19 protein-coding genes and 2 pseudogenes are annotated in these 20638 nt (G+C 70.3%); 9 read left to right on the forward strand and 12 right to left on the reverse strand.

Features of this window, described 5'->3' with window-relative positions:
- Positions 1 to 101 precede the first annotated feature (101 nt).
- Positions 102 to 230, forward strand: a pseudogene (locus ABZ192_RS39140) (DUF6207 family protein); the annotation flags it as partial.
- Between the two features lie 117 nt (positions 231 to 347).
- Here the strand turns inward: ABZ192_RS39140 and ABZ192_RS39145 are convergent.
- Positions 348 to 1487 (reverse strand): helix-turn-helix domain-containing protein, encoded by a 1140-nt coding sequence (locus ABZ192_RS39145; RefSeq protein WP_356929228.1) that lies wholly within the window; start codon positions 1485 to 1487, stop codon positions 348 to 350.
- Positions 1488 to 1573: 86 nt separating this feature from the next.
- Here ABZ192_RS39145 and ABZ192_RS39150 point away from each other — a divergent pair, with 86 nt between their 5' ends.
- Positions 1574 to 2629 (forward strand): ferredoxin reductase, encoded by a 1056-nt coding sequence (locus tag ABZ192_RS39150; protein ID WP_356929229.1) that lies wholly within the window; start codon positions 1574 to 1576, stop codon positions 2627 to 2629.
- Positions 2630 to 2636: 7 nt separating this feature from the next.
- A complete protein-coding gene (locus ABZ192_RS39155) occupies positions 2637 to 3755 on the forward strand; it encodes an acyl-CoA desaturase (protein WP_356929230.1) in 1119 nt (372 codons plus the stop codon).
- 367 nt (positions 3756 to 4122) lie between these two features.
- Here ABZ192_RS39155 and ABZ192_RS39160 read toward each other — a convergent pair whose 3' ends face one another.
- The 4 genes from ABZ192_RS39160 to ABZ192_RS39175 form a co-directional block, all read right to left on the reverse strand.
- A complete protein-coding gene (locus ABZ192_RS39160) occupies positions 4123 to 5019 on the reverse strand; it encodes an RNA polymerase sigma-70 factor (RefSeq protein WP_356929231.1) in 897 nt (298 codons plus the stop codon).
- A 135-nt stretch (positions 5020 to 5154) separates the two neighbouring features.
- On the reverse strand, positions 5155 to 6381 hold the full coding sequence (locus tag ABZ192_RS39165; RefSeq protein WP_356929232.1) for an FAD-dependent oxidoreductase: 1227 nt from the start codon (positions 6379 to 6381) through the stop codon (positions 5155 to 5157).
- A gap of 361 nt (positions 6382 to 6742) precedes the next feature.
- Positions 6743 to 6901, reverse strand: a complete 159-nt coding sequence (locus ABZ192_RS39170; protein ID WP_356929262.1) for a hypothetical protein — start codon at positions 6899 to 6901, stop codon at positions 6743 to 6745.
- Between the two features lie 68 nt (positions 6902 to 6969).
- On the reverse strand, positions 6970 to 7779 hold the full coding sequence (locus ABZ192_RS39175; RefSeq protein WP_356929233.1) for a class I SAM-dependent methyltransferase: 810 nt from the start codon (positions 7777 to 7779) through the stop codon (positions 6970 to 6972).
- Between the two features lie 260 nt (positions 7780 to 8039).
- Between ABZ192_RS39175 and ABZ192_RS39180 the strand changes: the two genes are divergently transcribed.
- The 3 genes from ABZ192_RS39180 to ABZ192_RS39190 are packed head-to-tail and all read left to right on the forward strand — an operon-like array spanning position 8040 to position 10989.
- Complete coding sequence (locus ABZ192_RS39180; protein ID WP_356929234.1) at positions 8040 to 9194, forward strand: FAD-dependent monooxygenase; 1155 nt, start codon at positions 8040 to 8042, stop codon at positions 9192 to 9194.
- Positions 9195 to 9219: 25 nt separating this feature from the next.
- Positions 9220 to 10758 (forward strand): hypothetical protein, encoded by a 1539-nt coding sequence (locus ABZ192_RS39185; protein ID WP_356929235.1) that lies wholly within the window; start codon positions 9220 to 9222, stop codon positions 10756 to 10758.
- A 27-nt stretch (positions 10759 to 10785) separates the two neighbouring features.
- On the forward strand, positions 10786 to 10989 hold the full coding sequence (locus ABZ192_RS39190; protein ID WP_356929260.1) for an SRPBCC domain-containing protein: 204 nt from the start codon (positions 10786 to 10788) through the stop codon (positions 10987 to 10989).
- A gap of 1299 nt (positions 10990 to 12288) precedes the next feature.
- Here the strand turns inward: ABZ192_RS39190 and ABZ192_RS39195 are convergent.
- Positions 12289 to 12699 carry a DUF6069 family protein gene (locus ABZ192_RS39195; RefSeq protein ID WP_356929236.1) on the reverse strand — a complete coding sequence of 137 codons (411 nt, stop codon included), beginning with the start codon at positions 12697 to 12699 and terminating at the stop codon, positions 12289 to 12291.
- Positions 12696 to 13307 carry a TetR/AcrR family transcriptional regulator gene (locus tag ABZ192_RS39200; protein WP_356929237.1) on the reverse strand — a complete coding sequence of 204 codons (612 nt, stop codon included), beginning with the start codon at positions 13305 to 13307 and terminating at the stop codon, positions 12696 to 12698. The genes ABZ192_RS39195 and ABZ192_RS39200 overlap by 4 nt, the downstream gene beginning before the upstream one ends.
- 344 nt (positions 13308 to 13651) lie before the next feature.
- On the opposite strand from ABZ192_RS39200, the gene ABZ192_RS39205 reads away from it, so the two are divergent.
- The gene (locus ABZ192_RS39205; protein WP_356929238.1) at positions 13652 to 14548 is read left to right on the forward strand and encodes an aminoglycoside phosphotransferase family protein; all 897 of its coding nucleotides are present in this window, start codon (positions 13652 to 13654) and stop codon (positions 14546 to 14548) included.
- A 499-nt stretch (positions 14549 to 15047) separates the two neighbouring features.
- On the opposite strand, the pseudogene ABZ192_RS39210 reads toward ABZ192_RS39205, so the two are convergent.
- Positions 15048 to 15302, reverse strand: a pseudogene (locus tag ABZ192_RS39210) (DIP1984 family protein); the annotation flags it as partial.
- A gap of 12 nt (positions 15303 to 15314) precedes the next feature.
- On the opposite strand from ABZ192_RS39210, the gene ABZ192_RS39215 reads away from it, so the two are divergent.
- Positions 15315 to 15767 (forward strand): hypothetical protein, encoded by a 453-nt coding sequence (locus tag ABZ192_RS39215; protein WP_356929239.1) that lies wholly within the window; start codon positions 15315 to 15317, stop codon positions 15765 to 15767.
- 264 nt (positions 15768 to 16031) lie between these two features.
- Here the strand turns inward: ABZ192_RS39215 and ABZ192_RS39220 are convergent, their stop codons facing one another.
- The 3 genes from ABZ192_RS39220 to ABZ192_RS39230 all read right to left on the reverse strand — a co-directional run bounded on the left by ABZ192_RS39220 (position 16032) and on the right by ABZ192_RS39230 (position 18667).
- Positions 16032 to 17027, reverse strand: coding sequence for an MFS transporter (locus tag ABZ192_RS39220; protein WP_356929240.1), 996 nt, complete (start codon positions 17025 to 17027; stop codon positions 16032 to 16034).
- A 283-nt stretch (positions 17028 to 17310) separates the two neighbouring features.
- Positions 17311 to 17910 (reverse strand): DsbA family protein, encoded by a 600-nt coding sequence (locus ABZ192_RS39225; RefSeq protein WP_356929241.1) that lies wholly within the window; start codon positions 17908 to 17910, stop codon positions 17311 to 17313.
- A gap of 49 nt (positions 17911 to 17959) precedes the next feature.
- Positions 17960 to 18667 carry an SDR family NAD(P)-dependent oxidoreductase gene (locus ABZ192_RS39230; protein WP_356929242.1) on the reverse strand — a complete coding sequence of 236 codons (708 nt, stop codon included), beginning with the start codon at positions 18665 to 18667 and terminating at the stop codon, positions 17960 to 17962.
- 102 nt (positions 18668 to 18769) lie between these two features.
- On the opposite strand from ABZ192_RS39230, the gene ABZ192_RS39235 reads away from it, so the two are divergent.
- Positions 18770 to 19678, forward strand: coding sequence for a helix-turn-helix transcriptional regulator (locus ABZ192_RS39235; RefSeq protein ID WP_356929243.1), 909 nt, complete (start codon positions 18770 to 18772; stop codon positions 19676 to 19678).
- Between the two features lie 346 nt (positions 19679 to 20024).
- Here ABZ192_RS39235 and ABZ192_RS39240 read toward each other — a convergent pair whose 3' ends face one another.
- Positions 20025 to 20552, reverse strand: coding sequence for a hypothetical protein (locus ABZ192_RS39240; RefSeq protein WP_356929244.1), 528 nt, complete (start codon positions 20550 to 20552; stop codon positions 20025 to 20027).
- Positions 20553 to 20638 lie beyond the last annotated feature (86 nt).

Genomic DNA, 20638 nt, shown 5'->3' on the forward strand with positions numbered 1-20638 from the left:
CCGCTACGACAAACAGCCCGACCGCTACCTCGCCGCCATAACCCTGGCCAGCACACTCATCTGGCTCGATGCGTGATCGATAAGACGCTACCTAGTTCAGAGAAGTCGAAGCCGCCGACGACCAGACCGCGTTCGCCGTCCAGGAGCTGCTCGCCGGGCGATGGGCGACCGCAACGGCGGAACGAACGACCAGGGCCCCCGGCGAGCCCGGAGTACGGCTGCGCTGCTATTGGCAGGGTCGTTCCGGGCTTCGATCTGCCGTGCCCGGTACTTCGCGGCCCCGCGCCGGCTGCCCAGCCCGCCTCCTGGACCGCTCGCGGACGCGGTCGTGGACGGTCGAAGTACCGTCAGCTGACCCGAAGACCGACCGCCAGCGTCAGTTCAAGGACCCGTTGTGGCGATGCGAGATCCGGAAACAGCTCCCGCAGCTGCGACATCCGGTACCGGACCGTCTGGGGATGGACGAACAACGCCGCCGCCACCTCGTCCCGCCTGCCCTGGTGCAGCAGCCACGCCCGCAATGTCTCCTCCAGCCGCCGTGCGGTCGCGACAGGCAAGGTCTGCAACGGTGCGAGGGCTCGGGCACGCAGGTCTGCGAACGCGTCCGCGTCGGCGCTCAGCACCAGCTCGGGCAGGTGGTCCTCGGTGTCGCGAATGTCAGAGGAGAGGGAGCGCGCGCGTACGGCTCGTGCGTACGAGGCGGACGCACGAGTCCATGGCCGGGCCGGGCCGACCACGGCGGTGCGATCGGTCAGCTGCCGCAGGAGATGTGATCGGTCGGCATCGGGGACGAGCAGCACACCGGTGGCATCCGGCAGATCGTCGAGGACGAGGGTGCTCGGGTCGAGCGCGCGGTAGGCAGGCCGGGCCTGGGCGGCGGGCAGCAGGACCGCGGTCAGCGAAACGGGAGGCTGCCACCCGGCCCGTTGAGCAGAGGCCAGCAGCACGTCCGGGCTCGCGCCGGCGAGGAGATCGCGGGCCAGGTGTTCCAGGTGAAGCTCGTGGGCCCTGCCCCGGGCGGCCAGTTCGTCGGCGTGGCCCGCGGCGCTCGCGGCGGAGAGCTCGTCGATGTAGGCGAAGGTCAACTCGGCGAACTTGGCGACCTCGGCGGCGGGCAGACCTGCGGATACGGCACCCGCTGCCAGGCATCGCCAGGCCACGCGGGCGCCGACGCGGTAGGCGCTGAGCAGGGCGTCCATCGACCGGCCGTCGCGTACCTCGCCGCGGCCCAACTCGTAGGCTGCGTCACCGCCGTCGCCGCCTGTGGCGGCCCCGCTCGCGAGGTCCAGATAGTGCCCCAGGGCGGTACGGACGGCGCGGCGGATGGTGCCGCCCATGCTGCCCGAAAGGGCGTTGGCGTAGGAAGGGACCTCGTCGATGATCGCCTGGACGACCTCGTCGGCGGTGGTCTTCAGTGCGCCCCGAAGTGCGGTGACCGTCGTCTCATCAAGGGCCAGTTCGCTGGCCCTCCGGATTGCATGGCTCACGTTTTGTTCCCTGCGAACAATTCAGCCGATCAGATTCACGTCCTACGGTCAGGACTTTACGCCTTGAGGCGCAGCAAGCTGGAGTCATGACGAGTGCAGCCCTCCGCAGCAGGGCGTGGAAACTGCTGGAGATGGTCACGACGCCGCTGCTGCCGTCGGACTACCTCGACCTGGTGAGCCCGCTGCGTGCGGGCGCCGACCTGCGTGGGCGCATCGAGGCCGTGCACCCCGAGACGCGTGACGCCGCGACCATCGTGATCAGGCCGGGACGGGGCTGGCGCGGCCACACAGCCGGTCAGTACGTGCGGATCGGGGTCGACGTCGACGGGGTGCGCCTGTGGCGTGCCTACTCCCTCACCTCGCCGACGAACCGTCAGGACGGCCGCGTCACGATCACCGTGAAGGCGATCCCGGACGGCAAGGTCAGCAACCACCTGGTCCGCAGGGCGAAACCGGGCACGCTGATCCAGCTCGACCAGCCGACCGGTGACTTCGTGCTGCCGCAGGCCAAGCCCGCCAAGGTGCTCTACCTGACGGCCGGCAGCGGCATCACGCCCGTGATGGGCATGCTGCGCGACACCGAGTTCGACGACGTCGTCATGGTCCACTGCGCGCCACAGCCGCAAGACGTGATCTTCCGCAACGAACTGCACGACCTGGTCGCGGACACGAAGCTGCGGCTCACCGAGGTGCACACCGACACAGACGGCATGCTCGACATCGCTCGTCTCGACGAACTCGTGCCCGACTGGGCCGAGCGCGAGACCTGGGCCTGCGGGCCCGCGGGCCTGCTCGACGCCGCCGAAGAGCACTGGGCCGAGCACGGCGTCCCGGAGCGCCTGCACACCGAACGCTTCCGCCCCAGCATCGTCGTCGCCGGTGACGGCGGCGAGGTCACGTTCAGCGCCACCGGCAAGACCGTCGACGCGGACGGCGCCACGCCGTTGCTGGACATCGGCGAGGAGTCCGGCGTGCTCATGCCCTCCGGGTGCCGCATGGGCATCTGCTTCGGCTGCGTGACGCCGCTCAAGGCGGGCGCCGTCCGCGACCTGCGCACCGGTGAGATCACCGAGGCCGAGCCGGGCGTCCTCATCCAGACCTGTGTGTCCGCCGCGGCGGGCCCCTGCGACATCGAACGGTAGGAGCACCTTGACCGCCATCGACCCCACCGCCCACCTGACCGCGGAGCAGATCGAGGAGCTTGGCCGCGAGCTGGACGCGATCCGCGACGAGGTGATCGCCGGCCGCGGCGAGAAGGACGCCGCCTACATCCGTAAGGTCATCTCGGCGCAGCGCAAGCTCGAGCTGGTCAGCAGGGGCGTGCTGCTGTTCTCGATCTTCCCGCCCGCGTGGATCATCGGCACCGCCGGTCTGTCCGTGGCGAAGATCATGGACAACATGGAGATCGGCCACAACGTCCTGCACGGCCAGTGGGACTGGATGCGGGACCCGAAGATCCACTCCACCACCTGGGAGTGGGATCACGTCTCGCCGGCCGATCAGTGGAGGCACTCGCACAACGAGCTGCACCACACGTACACCAACGTGATCGGCAAGGACAACGACCTCGGCTACGGCATCATGCGCGTCGACGAGGACCAGAAGTGGCACCCGTTCCACCTCGGCCAGCCGCTGTGGAACTTCCTCAACGCCTGCTTCTTCGAGTACGGCATCGCAGCGTACGACCTGGAGCTCGGCAAGAACCTGCACAAGCGCCGCCGCAAGAACCCGGAGTTCCGCGCGCGGGCCAAGGCCGTGGGCCGCAAGATCCGCAAGCAGGTGCTCAAGGACTACGTGATCCACCCGCTGCTGTCGGGCCCGTCGTTCCTCCCCACGCTCGCCGCCACGTTCACCGCGAACCTGGTCCGCAACGTCTGGTCCCACTCAGTGATCATGTGCGGGCACTTCCCCGAGGGCGTACAGGTCTTCGAGCGCCGGTCGATCAAGGGCGAGACGCGCGGCCAGTGGTACCTGCGCCAGATGATGGGCTCGGCGAACATCAGCGGCAGCAAGGCCATGCACTTCATGACCGGCAACCTGTCGCACCAGATCGAGCACCACCTGTTCCCGGACCTGCCGAGCAACCGGTACGCCGAGGTCGCGGTGAAGGTGCGCGCGCTGTTCGAGAAGTACGAGCTGGAGTACGTCACCGGCCCGCTGCCCAAGCAGGTGTTCTCCGCATGGCACAAGGTCTTCCGGCTCTCGCTGCCGAACAAGAAGCCCAAGGTCAAGGCGCCGGACCGCGAGCAGGAGCTCGTCGCCGCCTGATTCCCGGTATTGGTTCAGGTCTCTCGGCCGTACCGGCGGCACCACCGGGTTCGGTGAGATCCGTTGCGGACGGTGGGCGGCCGCGACCATCAGACCGTACGACACGGGATCCGGGGCAGCCAGTGTCCGGCTGCGCTGCTGGATGGACGTGCGCCAGGAGCTCTGCACACAGCCCCCGCGAGGTGTTGTAGTGCGCTGACCTGCCACGTTCTCGGGCCGGTAGTCCGGTGCGTACGCGCACTCGGTTTGCCGACGGGCGGGCTGGGCTACCGTGCGCTGGCCGGCCGGTGGGCGGGACCGGAGTATCCATACCTCTCCTCAGTCGGCCTGTACCTGCTGGGGATGGGTGGTGTCCAAGCCGTTGGCGTCAGCGCAGGGTGAGGGGGGTTGCCGAGGCGACGTGGGTCAGCTTCTCGGGGTTGCGGACGAAGTAGAGGCCGGTGATGCGGGCGTCCTCGACACGGACGGCCATGACGCCGTCGAGCTCGCCGCCTACGTGTACGGCGAGTGCGGGGCTGCCGTTGATCACGGTGGGCTCCCAGGTGATGGTGGCCTCGACCTTGGCGGAGCCGCCGAGGTAGAAGCGGACGATCTTCTCGGCGCCGATGACCGGATGCAGCGCCGCCCTCTTGAGGCCGCCGCCGTCGCTGAGCAGAACGACGTCGGGGGCGAGTACGTCGAGGAGGTCCTGGGGGTTCCCGGTCTCGATCGCGCGCTGGAACGACTCCAGGGCCGCCCGGGTCTCACGCACGGAGGCCGTTCTGCGGGGGCGGCGAGCGCCGACGTGTCGGCGGGCGCGGTGCGCGATCTGCCGGACGGCATCGGGGCTCTTGCCGACGGCCTCGGCGATCTCGTCGTAGTCGACCTCGAAGACCTCGCGCAGTACGAACACCGCCCGCTCGATCGGGGAAAGGCTTTCGAGGACGAGCATCATCGCCATCGACATGCTCTCGGCGAGTTCGATGTCCTCGGCCACGTCCGGCGTGGTGATCAGCGGCTCGGGCAGCCACTGGCCGACGTACGCCTCGCGGCGGCGCTTCATGGTGCGCAGCCGGTTGAGCGCCTGCCGGGTCGTGATCCGCACGAGGTACGCCCGCTGGTCACTCACCCGTCCCAGGTCGACCTTGACCCAGCGTAGCCAGGCCTCCTGGAGGACGTCTTCGGTGTCGACCGCCGATCCGAGCATCTCGTAGGCGACGGTGAACAGCAGGTTGCGGTGGGCCAAGAACGCCGCGGTCGCCAGGTCGGTGCTGTGGTCGGTCATATCTCGGTCTCTCTCGCTCGAATGCCGGGTCGGGCTGCCCGCCCCGCGATGGCCGACGCCCCTCCGTGCCCGGCCCGCGGCAGTTACCGGCGGTGGTCGCCCTCGGGCCGGGTGCGCACGATGACGTCGGTGTTCTCAGCCATGGACGGCTCCTCCGTTTTCCAGAGGCCGGACCGTCTTCTCGATGGACGGATCCGGCGTGGCGGCCAGGCGGCGCTTGCGCTTGGGCAGGCCGAAGGTCGGGTGCGAGGTGCCCCACAGCGCCCCCTTCTCGATGGCCGCCTTGATCCGCGCGGCCTTCCGCCCGCCCATGTACTTCGGCTTTGCCCGCCCTTCTTCGTCGACCGACTGCCAGAGTCCGTCCCGCCGCCCGAGGCTGATGGCGTTGTACAGGTAGACCAGCTTGACGTTCGAGATCTTGCGGCCGGTCAGACGTCCCACGATCGCCTCGATGGCCTGTCGGCCGGTGTAGCCGGCCGAGCCGCAGGACATCGGCAGCGGACGGCCGTTGTCGCCGACGGCATGGACACTGTCGCCGACGGCGTAGACGTTCGGGTGCGAGACCGACCGCATGGTGCGGTCGACGACGATCCGACCATCCTCGGTGACGTCAAGGCCGCCTGCGGCGGCGATGGGGTCGACCGCGAACCCGGCCGTCCACACGGTTGCGTCGGAGGCCAAGGCGGTGCCGTCGGCGCACAGCACCCGCGTCGCTTCGACGGCTTCGACGCTGGTGTGCTCCAGGACGGTGATGCCCAGCCGGTCGCACGCCTGGCGCAGGTGGCCGCGGGCTCCGGCGGAGAGGCGGGCGCCGAGCTCACCGCGGGCGATCAGCGCCACCGACAGGCCGGGCCGGGCTTCGGCGATCTCGGTGGCGGTCTCGATGCCGGTCAACCCGTCGCCGACGACCACCACACTCCCGCCTCCGCCCCGCCCGCCCAGGCCGTCCAAGCGCTCGCGCAGACGCAGCGCCGAGGGCCTGGCGGCGACGTCGAAGGCGTGCTCGGCCACGCCGGGGACGCCGTGGTCGTCGCCGTGGCTGCCGAGCGCGTACACAAGCGTGTCGTAGCCGAGGTCGCCGCCGTCGGCGTCGGCCACGGCGACGACCCGGCGCTCGGGGTCGACGGCGGTGACACGGGCCACGCGCAGCCGGATCCCCGTGCCCGCGAAGACGTCGGCGAGCTGCGGAGCCTCGATGTCCCGGCCGGCCGCCAGCTGGTTCAGCCGCAGCCGCTGGACGAAGTCCGGCACGGCGTTGACCACGGTGATCTCGGTGTCCGCCGGGGACAGCCGGCGGACCAGGTTCCCGGCCACGTAGGCCCCGGCATAGCCGGCGCCGAGGACGACGATGCGGTGCTTCATGAGTTGCTCCTGGCGGCTCGCTTGCTCCCGGTGAGTCGAGTGGCACGGCGCCCCGGTTGCTGACGCGAAATCACACCTGCGTATCCGCTGCCGATCACGGCCGCCTCGATCCTGTCGGTCATGCTGTCTCCTCTGTCTCAAGGGGTTCGGCCTCAAGACACCGCGCGACTGATCGGCGTGACAGTCTGTGAGGCAGATCACTCCAAGGCGCGGGCTCGGCATGCGCCCCACCCTCCAGGTGACACCGCTGCGGGGTGACGGGGAGTTCGAGGAGCACGTCGGGGATGCTGGGGCCGAGCTCGTCGTAGGACCTGCCGGACGCCGCCTCGTACGCCGGTGCGGCTGACGTCCCAGACCAGGGTCATGTGAATCGTGTCGTGACGGTCGTCTGGTGGTACGCGCGCAGCGCGATGTCGGCCCGGACGATGCCGGGTGGGATGCCGCGGTCGGTGAGGGCCTGGTCGACGGCCTGGACGTTGGGCCGGTGCGGCCGGCCAAGCTGCGCTGGCGCATCGAGCACGACTACCGGGAGATGAAACAGGCCTTGGGCCTGGCCCACTTCGAGGGCCTTCGGTGCATGCGGAGCTGTCAGCCCGCCAGCCGAGCTTTCCAGATCTCCTCACTGGGCCATTTCTGCGCCCAGTCGGCGGAAACTTCTTCGTAATCCCCCGCAGACTCGGGTGCCTGAGTCTCAATCAGGTCTTCAACGACGAAGCCGCAGGCCCGCAGCAGACGGAGCATCTCACCGTGCGGCAGGATGAACTCCACGTGATTCCCCCAGTCCAGGCGCGTCAGGCCGAATTGGCTGCGGGACAGAGTGGTGGATGCCGGTCCCTCGGGCGGTACACACAGCGCGAACAGCGGTGAGTAGCGCGAGAACACCAGCCGGCCTCCAGGAACGAGAAGCCGGGCTGCCTCCGGGATCCACCGGTAGGGGTCGCACCACAGCGAGGCACCGAACTCGCTGATCGCCAGGCCGAACGTGTTGTCCTCGTAGGGCACCTTCTCTGCATTGCCCAGGACCAGGGGGAAGTCGATGCCGAACTCCGCCTGCATCGCGCGAGCTGTGGCGAGCTGCTTCTCCGAGAGGTCGATCCCGACCGGGTGGGCCCCTGCTCTGGCCAGCCAGGCGGAAACGTAGGCAGTACCGCAGCCCAACTCGATGGCGCGCATCCCGTCGATGCCGTCGGGAAGCACGGAAACCTGCGACTCAGGGGTGGCCCACAATCCCCAGGACGGTTCCACCTGCGCCCAGTGATCACGGGCGAGCGGTCCGTGCCATGCAGCCGCTTCGTCATCCCAAAAGCGTCGGTTCTGCTCCACATGGTCCGCCGGGCCGTCATGAGTCATGGAGGCATTCGATCGAAGACGCCGCTGTTCCGGCAACGGAATTTCCACGGCGCCGGACTCCCTCGAGACGCGCGGTTGGCACGACGGCCAGGTGAGCACCGCCAGCTGCGGCGCGCATCGCTCACAGGCCGGCGAGCAGCTCCACCACCGGACATGGCCGGTCCACCCCTCGGCACATTGACAGGCGTCTGTCGACATGTTGCTATGAGGCGCCGCTCAGCCGGGCCTGCGTCGCGGCGCATGCCGCTCGCGCACCGCATGACGACCACTTGACCGGGGCGGCGCCCCCGAGCCCAAAGCGAGGACCCATGCCGCAGCGCGCCGCGACCATCGTCGGCGGCGGGATCGGCGGGCTCGCGGCAGCCATCGCCCTGCATCGCAGGGGCTGGCGCGTCGAGGTGCTGGAACGGGCCCCGGAGTTCACCGAGATCGGAGCCGGCATCTCCCTGTGGCCGAACGCGCTGCACGCGCTTGAGGTGCTCGGCCTGGCCGACGCCGTCCGGGCACTCGGCACCGTCGAGGCCACAGGCGGGGTACGCGACCGCCAGGGCCGCTGGCTGTCCCGTACGGACAACGGGGAACTGGCGCGCCGCTTCGGCCATCCCCTGGTGGTCCTGCACCGCGCGGACCTGCTGCGGGCGCTCACCGAGGCGCTTCCCGGTGACAGCCTGCGGTCGGACAGTGAGGTGTCCGCGGTCCGCGACGGCGGCCGCTGCCCGGTCGTCGATCACCGCGGGGGCGAGTCCCGGCCCGATCTCGTGGTCGGCGCCGACGGGCTGCGCGGTGCGGTCCGCCGCACCCTGTGGCCCGACGCGGTCGGCCCCCGGTACGCCGGCTACACCGCCTGGCGCATGGTCACCGAGCCCCTCGCCGAGCCGCCCGCCGAGGGCGCGGCGATCTGGGGCCGCGGGGCGAGATTCGGCTACACGGCGCTACCGGGCGGGCGGATGTACTGCTTCGCGACCGCGTCGCTGCCGGCGAGAGCGGCCTCCGGCTCGTCCGAATACGCCGAACTGCTGCGCCGGTTCGAGCGCTGGCCGGATCCCGTCCCCGCCCTGCTGGCCGCTGTCCCCGCGGACACGGTGCTCCGACACGACCTGTACGACCTGCCACCGTTGCCCTCCTTCGTCCGCGGTCGGGTCGCACTGCTGGGCGACGCGGCCCATGCCATGACCCCCAACCTGGGCCAGGGCGCATGCCAGGCGCTGGAGGACGCGGTCACCCTCGCCCACTGCCTCGACGGCACCCCGGACGTGGCCGCCGCGCTGCGCTCGTACGACCTGCTGCGCCGCCCGCGGACCCAGTCCATCGCGCGCCGCTCCGCCCGGCTGGGCGCAGTCGGCCAGTTGTCGTGGCCGCCCGCGGTGCTGCTGCGCGACACGGCCGCCCGGCTGATGCCGATGAGGGCGACGCTGCGCTCCATGACGCCGGTGCTCGGCTGGACCGCGCCCGGTGATCGCTGACCGCGACGGAAAGTGAAAGCGACTCATGCCGGACTGGACGTATCACCCGCTGCGCGGCCTGGCCGCTGCCGTGCTCGGTCGGCGCCGTTCGCAGCGCACCGCACTGCGGCTGCTGGCCTCGATCGGCTCCCGTCCCGCCGGCGCGCGGCTGATCGCCCGGGGGTTCGGCCACCGCCATCCGCCCAAGGAGCTCGCCGGCGAGATCGCCGGGGTGCCCGTGACCGTCCGTCTCGGCATATCCGTCCCGCCGTCGCTCGCCCGCCACGTGGTATGCGCCATGCCACCGCTCGGGGCTGGTGTCGTCGAGGTGGCGCCCGTCTCGGCGGCCGACACGGAGACCGTACGTGAGGCCGCTGCCGGCCGCTCGATCCCGCTGGTTGTCCGCGCCTGCGACCCGGAGGCCGAGGCCGCCCTCAAGCCCTATGTCGACGGGTTCACGAGCAGCGACGACCCGCACGTGGTCCATGTGTCCGACCCATCGGTCACCGCAGCGGCCGCCGCGCTCGAGGAGCCGGGCGCCGTCGTACTCGCCCGGCCCGGGGTGCTCGTCGCGGCCGGACCGAGTTGGTTCCAGCGGGTCACCGAGGCAGCCACCCCCACCGCGCCCGCTCCGGTGCTGCGGGACGTCGGCCGCGATCCACGCCGCTGGCCCGCCTGGTGGTGGGCGCTACTGGTCGGGCTCGGTATGACGGGCGCCGGGCTCGGTGCCGCGGCGATCACGCTCGGGCCGGTGCTGCTCTGGTACGACCGCGACTACCTCGGCATGACGCTGCACGAACTGCATGCCGCCAACCACCACCTCGTGCACTTCCTCCAGCACGACCGGATCACCATGGCCGGCACGATGATAGCGATCGGTGCCCTTTACACCGGCCTCGCCTTGGGCGGGATCAGACGCGGCTGGCCCTGGGCCCGCGAGGTCTATCTGCTCTCGGGGGCGATCGGCTTTCCCACCTTGTTCTACTTTCTGGCCACCGGCTTCGTGGAACCCCTGCACACGGCGACCACCATCGTGCTGTTCCCGATGTTCCTGGTCGCGGTCCGCCGGACCCCGCATGCGCCGCGGTGGCGCCTGGCGCACGAGGGGCCGGAGCGGGAGCGCCGGCGGTCGCTGGTCGGCCAACTGATGCTGATCGTCACAGGTGCGGGGCTGTTCGTCGGCGGTGCGGTGATCTCGGTGGTCGGTCTCACCGGTGTCTTCGTGCCGACCGACCTGGCCTTCCTGGGCGCCGGCAAGCAGACGCTGGAATCCGTGAATCCCCGGCTTGTGCCGTTCGTCGCCCACGACCGGGCGGGATTCGGCGGCGCCCTGATGGCCGCCGCGGTGGCCATTATTCTGCTCAGCGCGTGGGGCTGGCGGCGGGGTGAGGCCTGGGTGTTCTGGACCCTGGCCGCGGCGGCGGTCGCCGGCTTCCTGCCGGCTGTCGTGGTGCACGGCGCGATCAACTACACCGACTTCGTCCACCTCGCGCCGGTCTACTTCGGCATCGCCATGACCGGTATCGGCCTGCTGCTCGCGCGTCCGTACCTCTGTGCCAAGACATCAACGAGGCCGAAGGACTGACAGACCGCCAAGGCGAGCGCTCCACCACTGAGTGCATGGACGACTCGACGCCCCGATCCACCGGACTGGCAGTTGTACGATCACCTCAGGATCGAGCTGCGCGACGAGGGCGCCGGCTGCCTCCTGGTGTTCACGCATGTCATGGCCGACCCCTCGACCGCCGACAGTGCCTCCGGAGGCTGGCAGACGTGCCTGGACGAGCTCGAGGCGCGGCTCGAGACGGCTGGATGACCGCCCGAGCCGGTGGGCCAGCCGCTGCCCGGCCGTTCACTGGCGAAGCCGGATGGCGACGGCTGCTGCTGTGACGGCACTGACGTGCCTTGGGAGGACACGGCCGATCTCAGCACGGAGTTCCCCCTCCGGCACTCACCGCGCTCACCGGCGCCCGGACCGACGTCGACCAGACCCTCTCCCCCGACGCGCCCCAGGACCTCGCCGGTCTGAAGGCCGCAGCCGAGAACTGCCGGCCACGGCTGAGCACGGACAAGCGCCCACCCGCATCCTGGCCGACCAGGTCACGACCTACCAGGCTTCCGCGAAACGCCGTGGGCGAGTCGCCCGTAACAGCGCCGGACCGTGGCCACCCCGCACGCCTGTACCGTGCCCGCCCCGACCTCTCCCCCGCCGACGCGCAACACCGTGAGCGCGCCCCGATCCCCGCCTGCGGCCGCGCCGCCCGTCCCGCCCTGCCTCATCCTCAACTCCAGCCAAGGCGTGGGCGAAGTACGGTCCGCCAGGGTGCGCAACAGTAGGCGCAACCGGCTTTGACCGGGCCTTGAGGCATTGGACATCAGTTCGTAGCCAGTGTCATCGTGGAGCGCGCATACGATCAGGCTTGTGAACAGAGCTGGGAAGATCGGCCTTGCCAGTACCTGCGCCGCCCTGGTCGTCGTCGGCGGAATCGGCGCCTACGACATCGTGCATGGCCTGGCCTCCGGTCCCGCGGGTGACGCCCAGACCAAGGCGGCGCGCACGTTCGCCCCGTCGGCCGTGTCGAGTACGCCGCCGACGGACGCCGAAGCCGTCAAACTGACCCGCGCGTTCCTGGACAGCTGGTCCAAGCAGCACCTCGGCGACGCGGCGGGCGACACCGACCTCCCGAACGCGGCCGCACAGGCACTGGGGGATACGCGGACGGCCTGCACCTCACCACTCTGTCGTTCACACACGTTCGCTCGGCGGGGCCCTCGACGGTCACGCCCGGCGCCACCAAGGTCACCTTCGACGTCACCGCCCAGGTCGCGGGTGGCACCCGGGGCTACCCGAGCGCGGTGGCAGTACGGAAGAGCACCGGCGGCGCGCTGGCGGTCCACTGGAACAACTCGGTGCTCTACCCGGGTCTGGGTGAGGACCAGTCGCTGACCGCGGGCAAGCTGCAGTGACTGGTCCGCGGCTCGGGTGTGGGCCAAGCCCGTGCACTCCGTGGTTGAGCAGCATTCGGAAGTAGGCGTGGTAGCCGTTGAGGGGGGAGTCGAGTCCGCCGCCGCCGGACTGAAACGCCGCTGTCCGCGGCGTACTTGGTGCCGGCGGTCACCCCCCAGCAGCACCGGCTCTCACCCCGGGGAATCTGCCGCCCAGTCCCGGGATCAGCACCGCCGCCACCGCCAGGTGCATCAGAGCGAGCGAGAACCGGGTACCGCCGTCCATGCCGTCGCCGATGAACGGCAGGAAGGACACGGCCGGTACGACGCCGGCCACCCCAGTCCAGACGGTGCGGGCGCGCCGCGCCCCGAACCGCTCCAGGACGGCCAGGAGTCCCCAGCCGGAGAGCGACGCGAGCAGTGCGACGATCGCCACGGGCACGGCGCCGATGTCGAGCGTCTGCTCGCCGTCGGCGATCCGCAGCCTGTGCCCCAGTACTGGGTCCGCGACCAGCCACACCAGGACGGGGGCCAGGACGGCCAGGGCCGTAACCCCCAGGCGTCTTCTCCGCGTGCTCACTTGGCGCCCTGGGAGAGCGCCCCGTGCAGGAAGGCCTCCACCAGCTCCTGCGGGGTCAGGTCGGGCTCGTCCTCCGTACGCGGCTGGGTGAAGAGCAGCCCGAAGAAGAGGGCCGCGATCTGCTCCGGAGGCCGGCGCAGGGCGGCCTTGTCGGGCTCCAGCAGCTCCGCGAGGGCCGCTCGGATACGGGTCGTCGACTCGGTGCGGCCCGCGCCGCGCACCGTGCCGGGGTGCTTGCCGCCGCGATGCCCCAGCGAGCCGAGGATCGCGCCCATCCTGGACATGTGCGCCTGCAGCGCCTCGGCCGCCTCCGCGAGCCGGTCGCCCAGCGGCTGGGATACGTCGATCGCGTCGAGCTCGCGGATCGCGTGTTCGGGGGAAAGCGCCTCGGCCATGCAGGCCTGCAACAGCTCGTCCTTGTCCGCGAAGACCCGGAAGATCGTGCCCTCGCCGATGCCCGCGGCGCGGGCGATCTTCGCGGTCGTCACCGCGGCGCCGTACTCGGCGATCAGCGGGATCGCGGTCTGGATGATCATCGCCCGCCGCTCCTCCGGTGACATGCCGGGGGCGCGGCGACGGGTGGTCTGGTTCTCCTTGGGTGCAGTCATGACTACGAGAGTACGGAGTGAGTACTCACTCCGTCAATGAGTGAGTACTCACTCCGCTCACTTCTCTCGCCCTCTGCTACGCCCCGCTCCCCTGGCCTTGTCGGGCCGTGCGCCATGTGCCAGCGCAAGAACCACGAGTACGGCCGCGGCGGCTGCCCGCTAGGCCAGTGGTCCATGGCCCCGGGGCGCCGACCAGGACGACGCCACGCCCGACCGGCAGTCATCTGTGTCCGCCTCTGATCTGTTGCTCTCTGAGACCGAATCGGTGATGCCAGAGGAATCACAGCGAGATGTTCCGGAGAGCGAGAGCCGCTCCGCCTGCCGCCTCAGTACTGTGACTTCGTATGACCGGCACCGAGATCGAGATCACGGCAGACATGGTCCGCGACCTGCTGCAGGAGCAACATCCGGACCTAGCGGGGCTGGCCATCCGTGAGGTTACGGGCGGCTGGGGCAACCAAATGTGGCGTCTCGGGGACGAGTTGGCCGTGCGCATGCAGCGCATGGACCCCACCCCGGAGCTCCAGCTCAAGGAGCGGCGGTGGCTACCCGTGCTGGCTCCGCGCCTGCCGCTCCCGGTGCCGACTCCGGTGCGGTGTGGCGCACCGTCCGAGCGCTTCCCCAAGCACTGGACCGTGATGACGTGGGTTCCCGGAGAGCCGCTGGACCAGGGCTCGATCAGCCGCGGCGCCCACGCGGCCGACACGTTGGCGGGCTTCCTCCGGGCGCTCCACGTGGAGGCGCCCGCTGAGGCGCCGACCAGTTCGGACTTCGGCGCTCACCCCAAGAAGTGCACGGACGGCTTCGACCACTTCTTTCAAGCCGTGGTCCCCGACCGCATGGCCGACGACGTTCGGGCCGTTTGGGATGATGCCGTTGCGGCGCCCGAGTGGGAGGGCCCGCCGGTTTGGGTGCACGGTGACCTGCATCCCGCGAATGTCGTCGTCTCGGACGGGACCCTCTCGGGCGTGATCGATTTCGGTGCCATGTTCGCCGGTGATCCGGCGTGGGACCTCGCCGCCGCATGGGTGCTGCTCCCCGCGGGCACGGCCTCACGGTTCTTCGACACGTACGCCCATGCAGACGAGGCGGCGATCCGGCGCGCCCGCGGGCTGGCCGCGATGAAGAGCCTCTTCCTGATGCTCATGGGGCAGAACGGAGAGCGGGGTCTTCCCGGGGGCAAGCCGAACTGGGGCCCAGTAGGCCGGGCGGCACTTGATCGTGTTCTGAAGGGCGTTTGACGCACGCTTCTTGAACATGTTCTCGATCCTGGTCGAGGGCCGTGCGGCAGTCCACCTTTGCGGGTCATAGATCACTACGCGCTGTAGGGATGCCAAGGTCCAGGGCCGTGTGCTGCCCGTGGCCCCGATCGAGTGCGGCCAGCAGCGGGATGGCGCCGACAACCGGGTCGCGGACCCGGCGGACGAGGGCGGCCAGGACGTCGGCGAGCTTGCGACACAACGGCGCCCGCATCGAGGAGTCCGACGGAGATCGCCGTTCCCCAGGGTGCTGCGATGTGGAGAGCCCCGAACCCGCCCTCGCCGCCTCGGATCTGCACGTGGTGATGTGCTGTGCGATGTGCACTGTTACCTGTACGCGGTGCTGAGCTGCACTGTTATAAGGGAGTCGAACCCCCGCGTTGCTCTTCACGCGCCAGGAGTGGGCTGGAAAACCGCCGGCCCTCGGTGTGTGCACGCCTCCGAAGCTGCTACCTGCTCCACATCGTCCCAACTGGACTACTCAGTCCAGCAGATCAACCTCCCAGTTCGTACGCTGGATCCGCACATCGACCTCGCGGATCTCCCGGGCGAGCGCATCCGCCTGACCGCGTAGTTCTGCGACCGGAAGCGCGGAGAGCATCATCAACTCGGACCGAAGCTGCCGGCCGTATCCCCGCTCGTCCTTACCCGCGGCCGCGTCCGCCGCCGCGGTGACCACGGAGTGACGCAACCGCAGGACATCCCGGCGTGCGAGGGCATCGGTGAGCGTGCCGTCCTGACCCTCGCGATGAACCCGTTGGCCGTCGCACTGCTCGGCGACCAGACTCGCCACACCGGTCTGGCCCGCAGCGGCTACTACCGCTGGTTCATGGACCCGGCCGAACGTCTGATGGTTCCCGAGGAGGCCCGTGAACGCCACGGCCGCGCCCAGGCAGCACGCCTGCGGGCCGCGCTGACAGCCGGCAGCGACACCCCCCGGGCCGCCCGGATCCTCGCCGAACTCCAGGAACACAGCCCCGAGTTCGTCCGCATGTGGGAACTTCAGGAGGTCGCCCGACGCTACGACGACTGCAAGACCATCCTCCATCCCGAACTCGGCCGCATCGACGTCGACGCCCAGCTCCTGTTCACCGAGAACCGCGCCCAGACCCTGGTGGTGCTGACCACGCGCCCCGGCACGGAGAGCCACAGCAAGCTGGAACTGCTCTCGGTCATAGGACCACAGCAGCTCACCCCCTGACGTCCTGGACGGGGGCGGGGTCTGCTGACGGATGAGGGTCTGCTGACGGATGAGGGGCTGGTCGTATGGGAGGCCGCGGGGACCAGGCGGGCGTAGGACTTCGTGCGGTCGATCTCCACGAACGCGCTGGAGCCGACGCCGCATCTGCTGCAGGATGTGCGCCCTGTAAAGCTGGATGGCATGCGACCGAATCCGTCGACGCGCTCGCCGCGCGGACCCGGCAGGGCCCGTTCGTCGATCGGTCTGCAGAGCAAGGGACGAGCATCACAACGAGTCGGGTGCACTCTGCTGGGCGGGATTTTCGGATGCCGGGTGATCTGGATCGCCGGCCGGGGCGACGGCACGCAGCGCCGCTTCGACCCGGCGGTTGCCGGTCATGGATGCCGTGATGGCCGTCATCGCCAGAAGGAGGATGGCAGCGGCGTAGAGCGGGGTGCGGATGTCGTAGGTGGTGGCCAGCCAGCCGCCGACGAAGGCCCCGATGGGGGCGGCGCACATGGCCAGCATGCGGGAGGTGGAGGCGACCCGGCCCATGAGGTGGGCCGGGACGATCGCCTGCCGGAGGGAGGGCCCGAGCACCATCGTCGCCCCCATGCCGGCCCCGCAGACGGCGAGCGCCAGCCCGGCCACGTACGGGTTCGGGGCAGCGGCCAGGCCCAGGATGGCAAGCCCTTCGACGGCGGCTGTGCAGGTCAGTGCGGTGCCGGTGCCGAGTCGTCGGCCGAGGTGGGAGGCGATGCCTGCACCGAGCAGGCCGCCGGTGGCCTCCGCCGTGAGGAGCAGGCCGAAGCCGTAGGTGTCGATGCCGAGGCGGTCGTGCGCGAAGAGGGCGAGGACGGTCTCCACCGCCAGGAAGGCGACGTTCCCGACCGCCGGGCGCAGCGCGAGCCCGAGCAGCAACCGGTCCCGGAAGACGTACGAGGCCCCGGCCCGTGCCTGCCGAAGCAGCGACTCGCGAACCTCCGGCACGGGCCGGGGCATGGCGGGCAGCGTACGGACGAGGAGTGCGGAGACCACGAACGACACCGCGTCGGCGAGCAGCGGAGCCGCCCGCCCGAGTGCGAGCAGTGCACTGCCCGCAGGCGGCCCCGCGAAGCCCGACGTGGCGGTCTGGGCGCCGCGCAAGCGGGAGTTGGCGCGCTCCAGGAGTGCGGGGTCGCGGCCGAGCAGATCCGGCAGATAGGCCGTGGCGGCCGTGTCGAAGAAGAGCCCGCCGAGACCGGAAAGCGAGCCTTCCGGGACTACGACCGCTCGGACCACGGCAGAAGCGGGGCCCGAGCCTGATGAACCCGAAGCGGCTGTACCGACCGCGCATGGAGTGATCGACCGGGCCCGGTAGCCGCCAGGGGGTGACGCTGCGCCAGGCGACATGCGGCCGTGGGGTTGTCGAAGAGGAGTTCAGAAGAGGAGTTCACCGGTGCTCCCCCGCCGCCTCCGGGTTTCCTGCGGCTGCGCAAGACGAGGGGGTCAGCGCCCCCTGAGCCCGCCGGTACGCACCACCCAAGAGGAGGACCCCGCCCCAGGAGCCGGGGCGGGCATGGTGTCACTCGCCCAGTGCGGCGAGGACGTCCTGCTCTCGTATCTCCCCGGACAAGACGGGGCCGCCAGCGAGGAGGAAGACCGGCGGGACCGGCAGGTCGAGTGCGCGGACGCGGGCGAGTTCGGCCTGTAGTGCTTGCGCACCGCCACTGGTGGTCATGACACCCGTCTCCGCGGCGAGCCGGTCGAGCACGGTGGTGTCCGCGATGTTCAGGCCGTCGGCGAAGTACGCGCGAAACAGTCGCTCGGTCATCTCTTCGCCCTTGCCTTGCGCGGATGCCTGAGCGGCGAGTCGGTGCGCGTCGAAGGTGTTGGTGAACACCGCGCGGCGGAAGTTGAGTTCGAGGTCGTCGTCGGCGCCGAGGGAGGTGTCGTCGGCGAGCCGGGCCGCGACGGCCGCGCCGCGCTCGCGCGCCCAGACCTCGACCAGCGGTTCACCGACGGGTGACGCCTGGGGACGGAGCTGGACAGGGCGCAATACTGTTTCGACGCTGCCGCCGTCCGCGCGGTGGCGGCGGACGGCCCGGAGGTAGCGGGTGAAGCCGAGGTAGCAGTGGACGCAGACGAAGTCGAGGACGGCCTCGACGCGGCGCGGAGGGTGCATGACCGGACTCCTGTCGGTGCGGTGCGGGTGGTATTCGGCGGCTCGCGTGTCACCAGGGCATGGGGCCGTCGGCCGTGTAATAGCCGCCGGTCGGTCCGTCGGGGCCGATCGAAGCCATGCGGACGATGATGTCGGCGCCCTGCTCGACGCTCTGGGCGCCGGTGTGACCGTTGAGGTCGGTGGCGGTGTGGCCGGGGTCGACGGCATTGATCCGCATGCGCGGCAGGGCGCGTGCGTACAGCACCGTGACCATGTTCAGCGCGGCCTTGGAGGAGTTGTAGGGCAGCGAGGAGATCCAGAGCGGGACGAGCGAGGCGTGGGCGGCCGGGTCGGCTGCCACGGCCAGCGAGCCCAGGCCGCTGCTGACGTTGACCACGACCGGCGACGCACTTCGGTGCAGCAGGGGCAGGAAGGCCTGGGTGACGCGCACGGCACCGAAGACGTTGGTGTCGTAGACCGCGAGCATGTCCGCAGCGGTGACCTCGTCGGCCGTCCGCATGGGGCCGGCCACACCCGCGTTGTTGACCAGAACGTCGAGGTGCCCGGTGTGCTCGCGGACCTGCTCGACGGCCGTCGCGACGGAGGCGTCGTCGGTGACGTCGAGGAGCAGCGGGCGGGCTCCGACCGCCCAGGCGGCCTGAGCGCCACGGCGGGCGTCACGGGCGCCCAGATACACGGTGTGTCCCGCCCGGGTCAGGCGGCGGGCGGTCTGCAGTCCCAGGCCCTTGTTGGCCCCTGTGATGAGAGTCGTCGTCATGTCCGGCAGCCTCGCCGCCCGGCGGTCGGCCGGACAGATCACTGCTGTTCCTGGTAACGCCGGTACCAGGACGGCGTGGAGCGGGACGCCGATACTGGGGCCATGAGCACACAGGGCGACAACGGGCCGTCCCGGCGGGAGAGCGATCTGGGAAAGGCACTGCGCCGGTGGCGCGATCGCGTACCTCCCACCGCGGTCGGGCTGCCGGCGGGGCGAAGCCGCCGGACGCCCGGGCTGCGCCGCGAGGAACTGGCCCTGCTGGCGGGGATATCCGCCGAGTATGTGATCCGTCTGGAGCAGGGCCGGGCGACATCCCCCTCCGCGCAGGTGCTCGGCGCTCTGGGGCGGGCGCTGCGCTTGTCTCAGGCCGAGCGTGCCCATCTGTTCGCGCTGGCCGGGCAGCCCGAGCCCACGGACGGCCGGCTGCCGGGCCGGCTCACGCCGGGGGTGCAGCGGCTGCTCGACCAGATGCCGGGCACTCCCGTCGGCGTGTACGACGCGGCCTGGACCCTCATCGCCTGCAACCGGCTGCACGCCGCCCTGACAGGCGACCCGTCCCCGCTGACGGAACGGGAACGCAACTTGGTCTGGCAGCACTTCACCGGCTCTCCCGGCCCGGTGCGCCACACCCCCGCGGAGCAGGCCCGCTTCGAAGCCGCCATGGTCTTCGACCTGCGGTCCGCGTCCGCCCGCTACCCGACGGACCCGGTCCTGTGCCGGCTCGTCACGGACCTGCGCAGCGCGAGCCCACGCTTCGCCGCCCTGTGGGAGGCCCACGAGGTGAGCGGTCACATGCTGCACACCAAGACCATCCACCATCCCGAGGTCGGGCCACTTCACCTCGACTGCGACGTCCTCACCGAACCCGGCGGCAACCTGCGCATCGTCATCCTCACCGCCCCGCCGGGCAGCGACACCGCCAGCCGCCTCGGACTGCTCGACGTCATCGGCATCCAGCAGATGACAGAACCATTCCAGCTCCGGCACAGCGCTGACCCGCCCACGAGGTGATTACCGCGCACTTCGCGCACTTCGAGTACCTACCGGATACCAACACGTGCGCGAAACGACCGAGGCGATCGGCGCGGTCACCGGCGACTTGGCGGATCCTCGCAGTCTGCTGCTCGGCAGGTATGACGACCGTGGGCGCTTAGACGCCGTTTCAGTTGGCGTGATCTTGCAGCAGCCTGGGGTGATGACTGCTGCGCTTGTCGATCCGACCGATCACGGCAAGAAGGGATCGAGTCATCCCAACGACTGCGCCGGCACCGATGGGTTTGTGGAACGGGCCATGTCGTGGCTCTCCGGCTGCCGATGCCTCCACCGGGCTGCGAGCGCAGGCCGGATGAATGACCGCTTACAGTTGGTCTCCCATGCTGGCTGGTTCCGGAGGATGCGGCCCGCCACCGTCCTTGATGTCCTGCTCGCAGGTTCGTCCGTCATAGGACTGGTCATTGGGGATCAATAGCACTCCGACGACCTGCTCAGGGTGCTCGACGGTGAGCCAGCTGTCGCCCGTGAGGTCACCGTCCGGCCCGAACGCCTCGGACGAATAGACCGTCTGACACCCCAACGCCACGCGCTCCTTATCGACCGCGCAGGCGTCCACTGCAGGGCCGGATATCTCTTGGGCGCCGTCGAAGCGATAGTGGAAGTGGACCTGGCTACCGTCGGCGGGCACCTGCGGGTGGGGCTCGAGGCGCCAGTCAACGACCTCGGCGGTGACGCCGAGAGGCCGCCCAGACGCGTCCTCGATCTGCACCCTGACACCGGCCTCACCGCGCTCCGCAGTCGTGTCGGTGCAGCTCCAGAGGGAAGAGCAGCCGGACAGGGCGAGAATCACCAGAGCCAACGGAGCACCGGCAAGTACCCGTGCTGTGAACACTAAGGTGACCTCCAGTCAGGGGGAAGAGCGGAGCAGTGTATCCCGGGGCATGGCGGCTGCGGGTGACAGCGACGAGCGCCTGCGGC

The organism is Streptomyces sp. NPDC006235 (genome assembly GCF_040613735.1).
Taxonomy (GTDB): domain Bacteria; phylum Actinomycetota; class Actinomycetes; order Streptomycetales; family Streptomycetaceae; genus Streptomyces.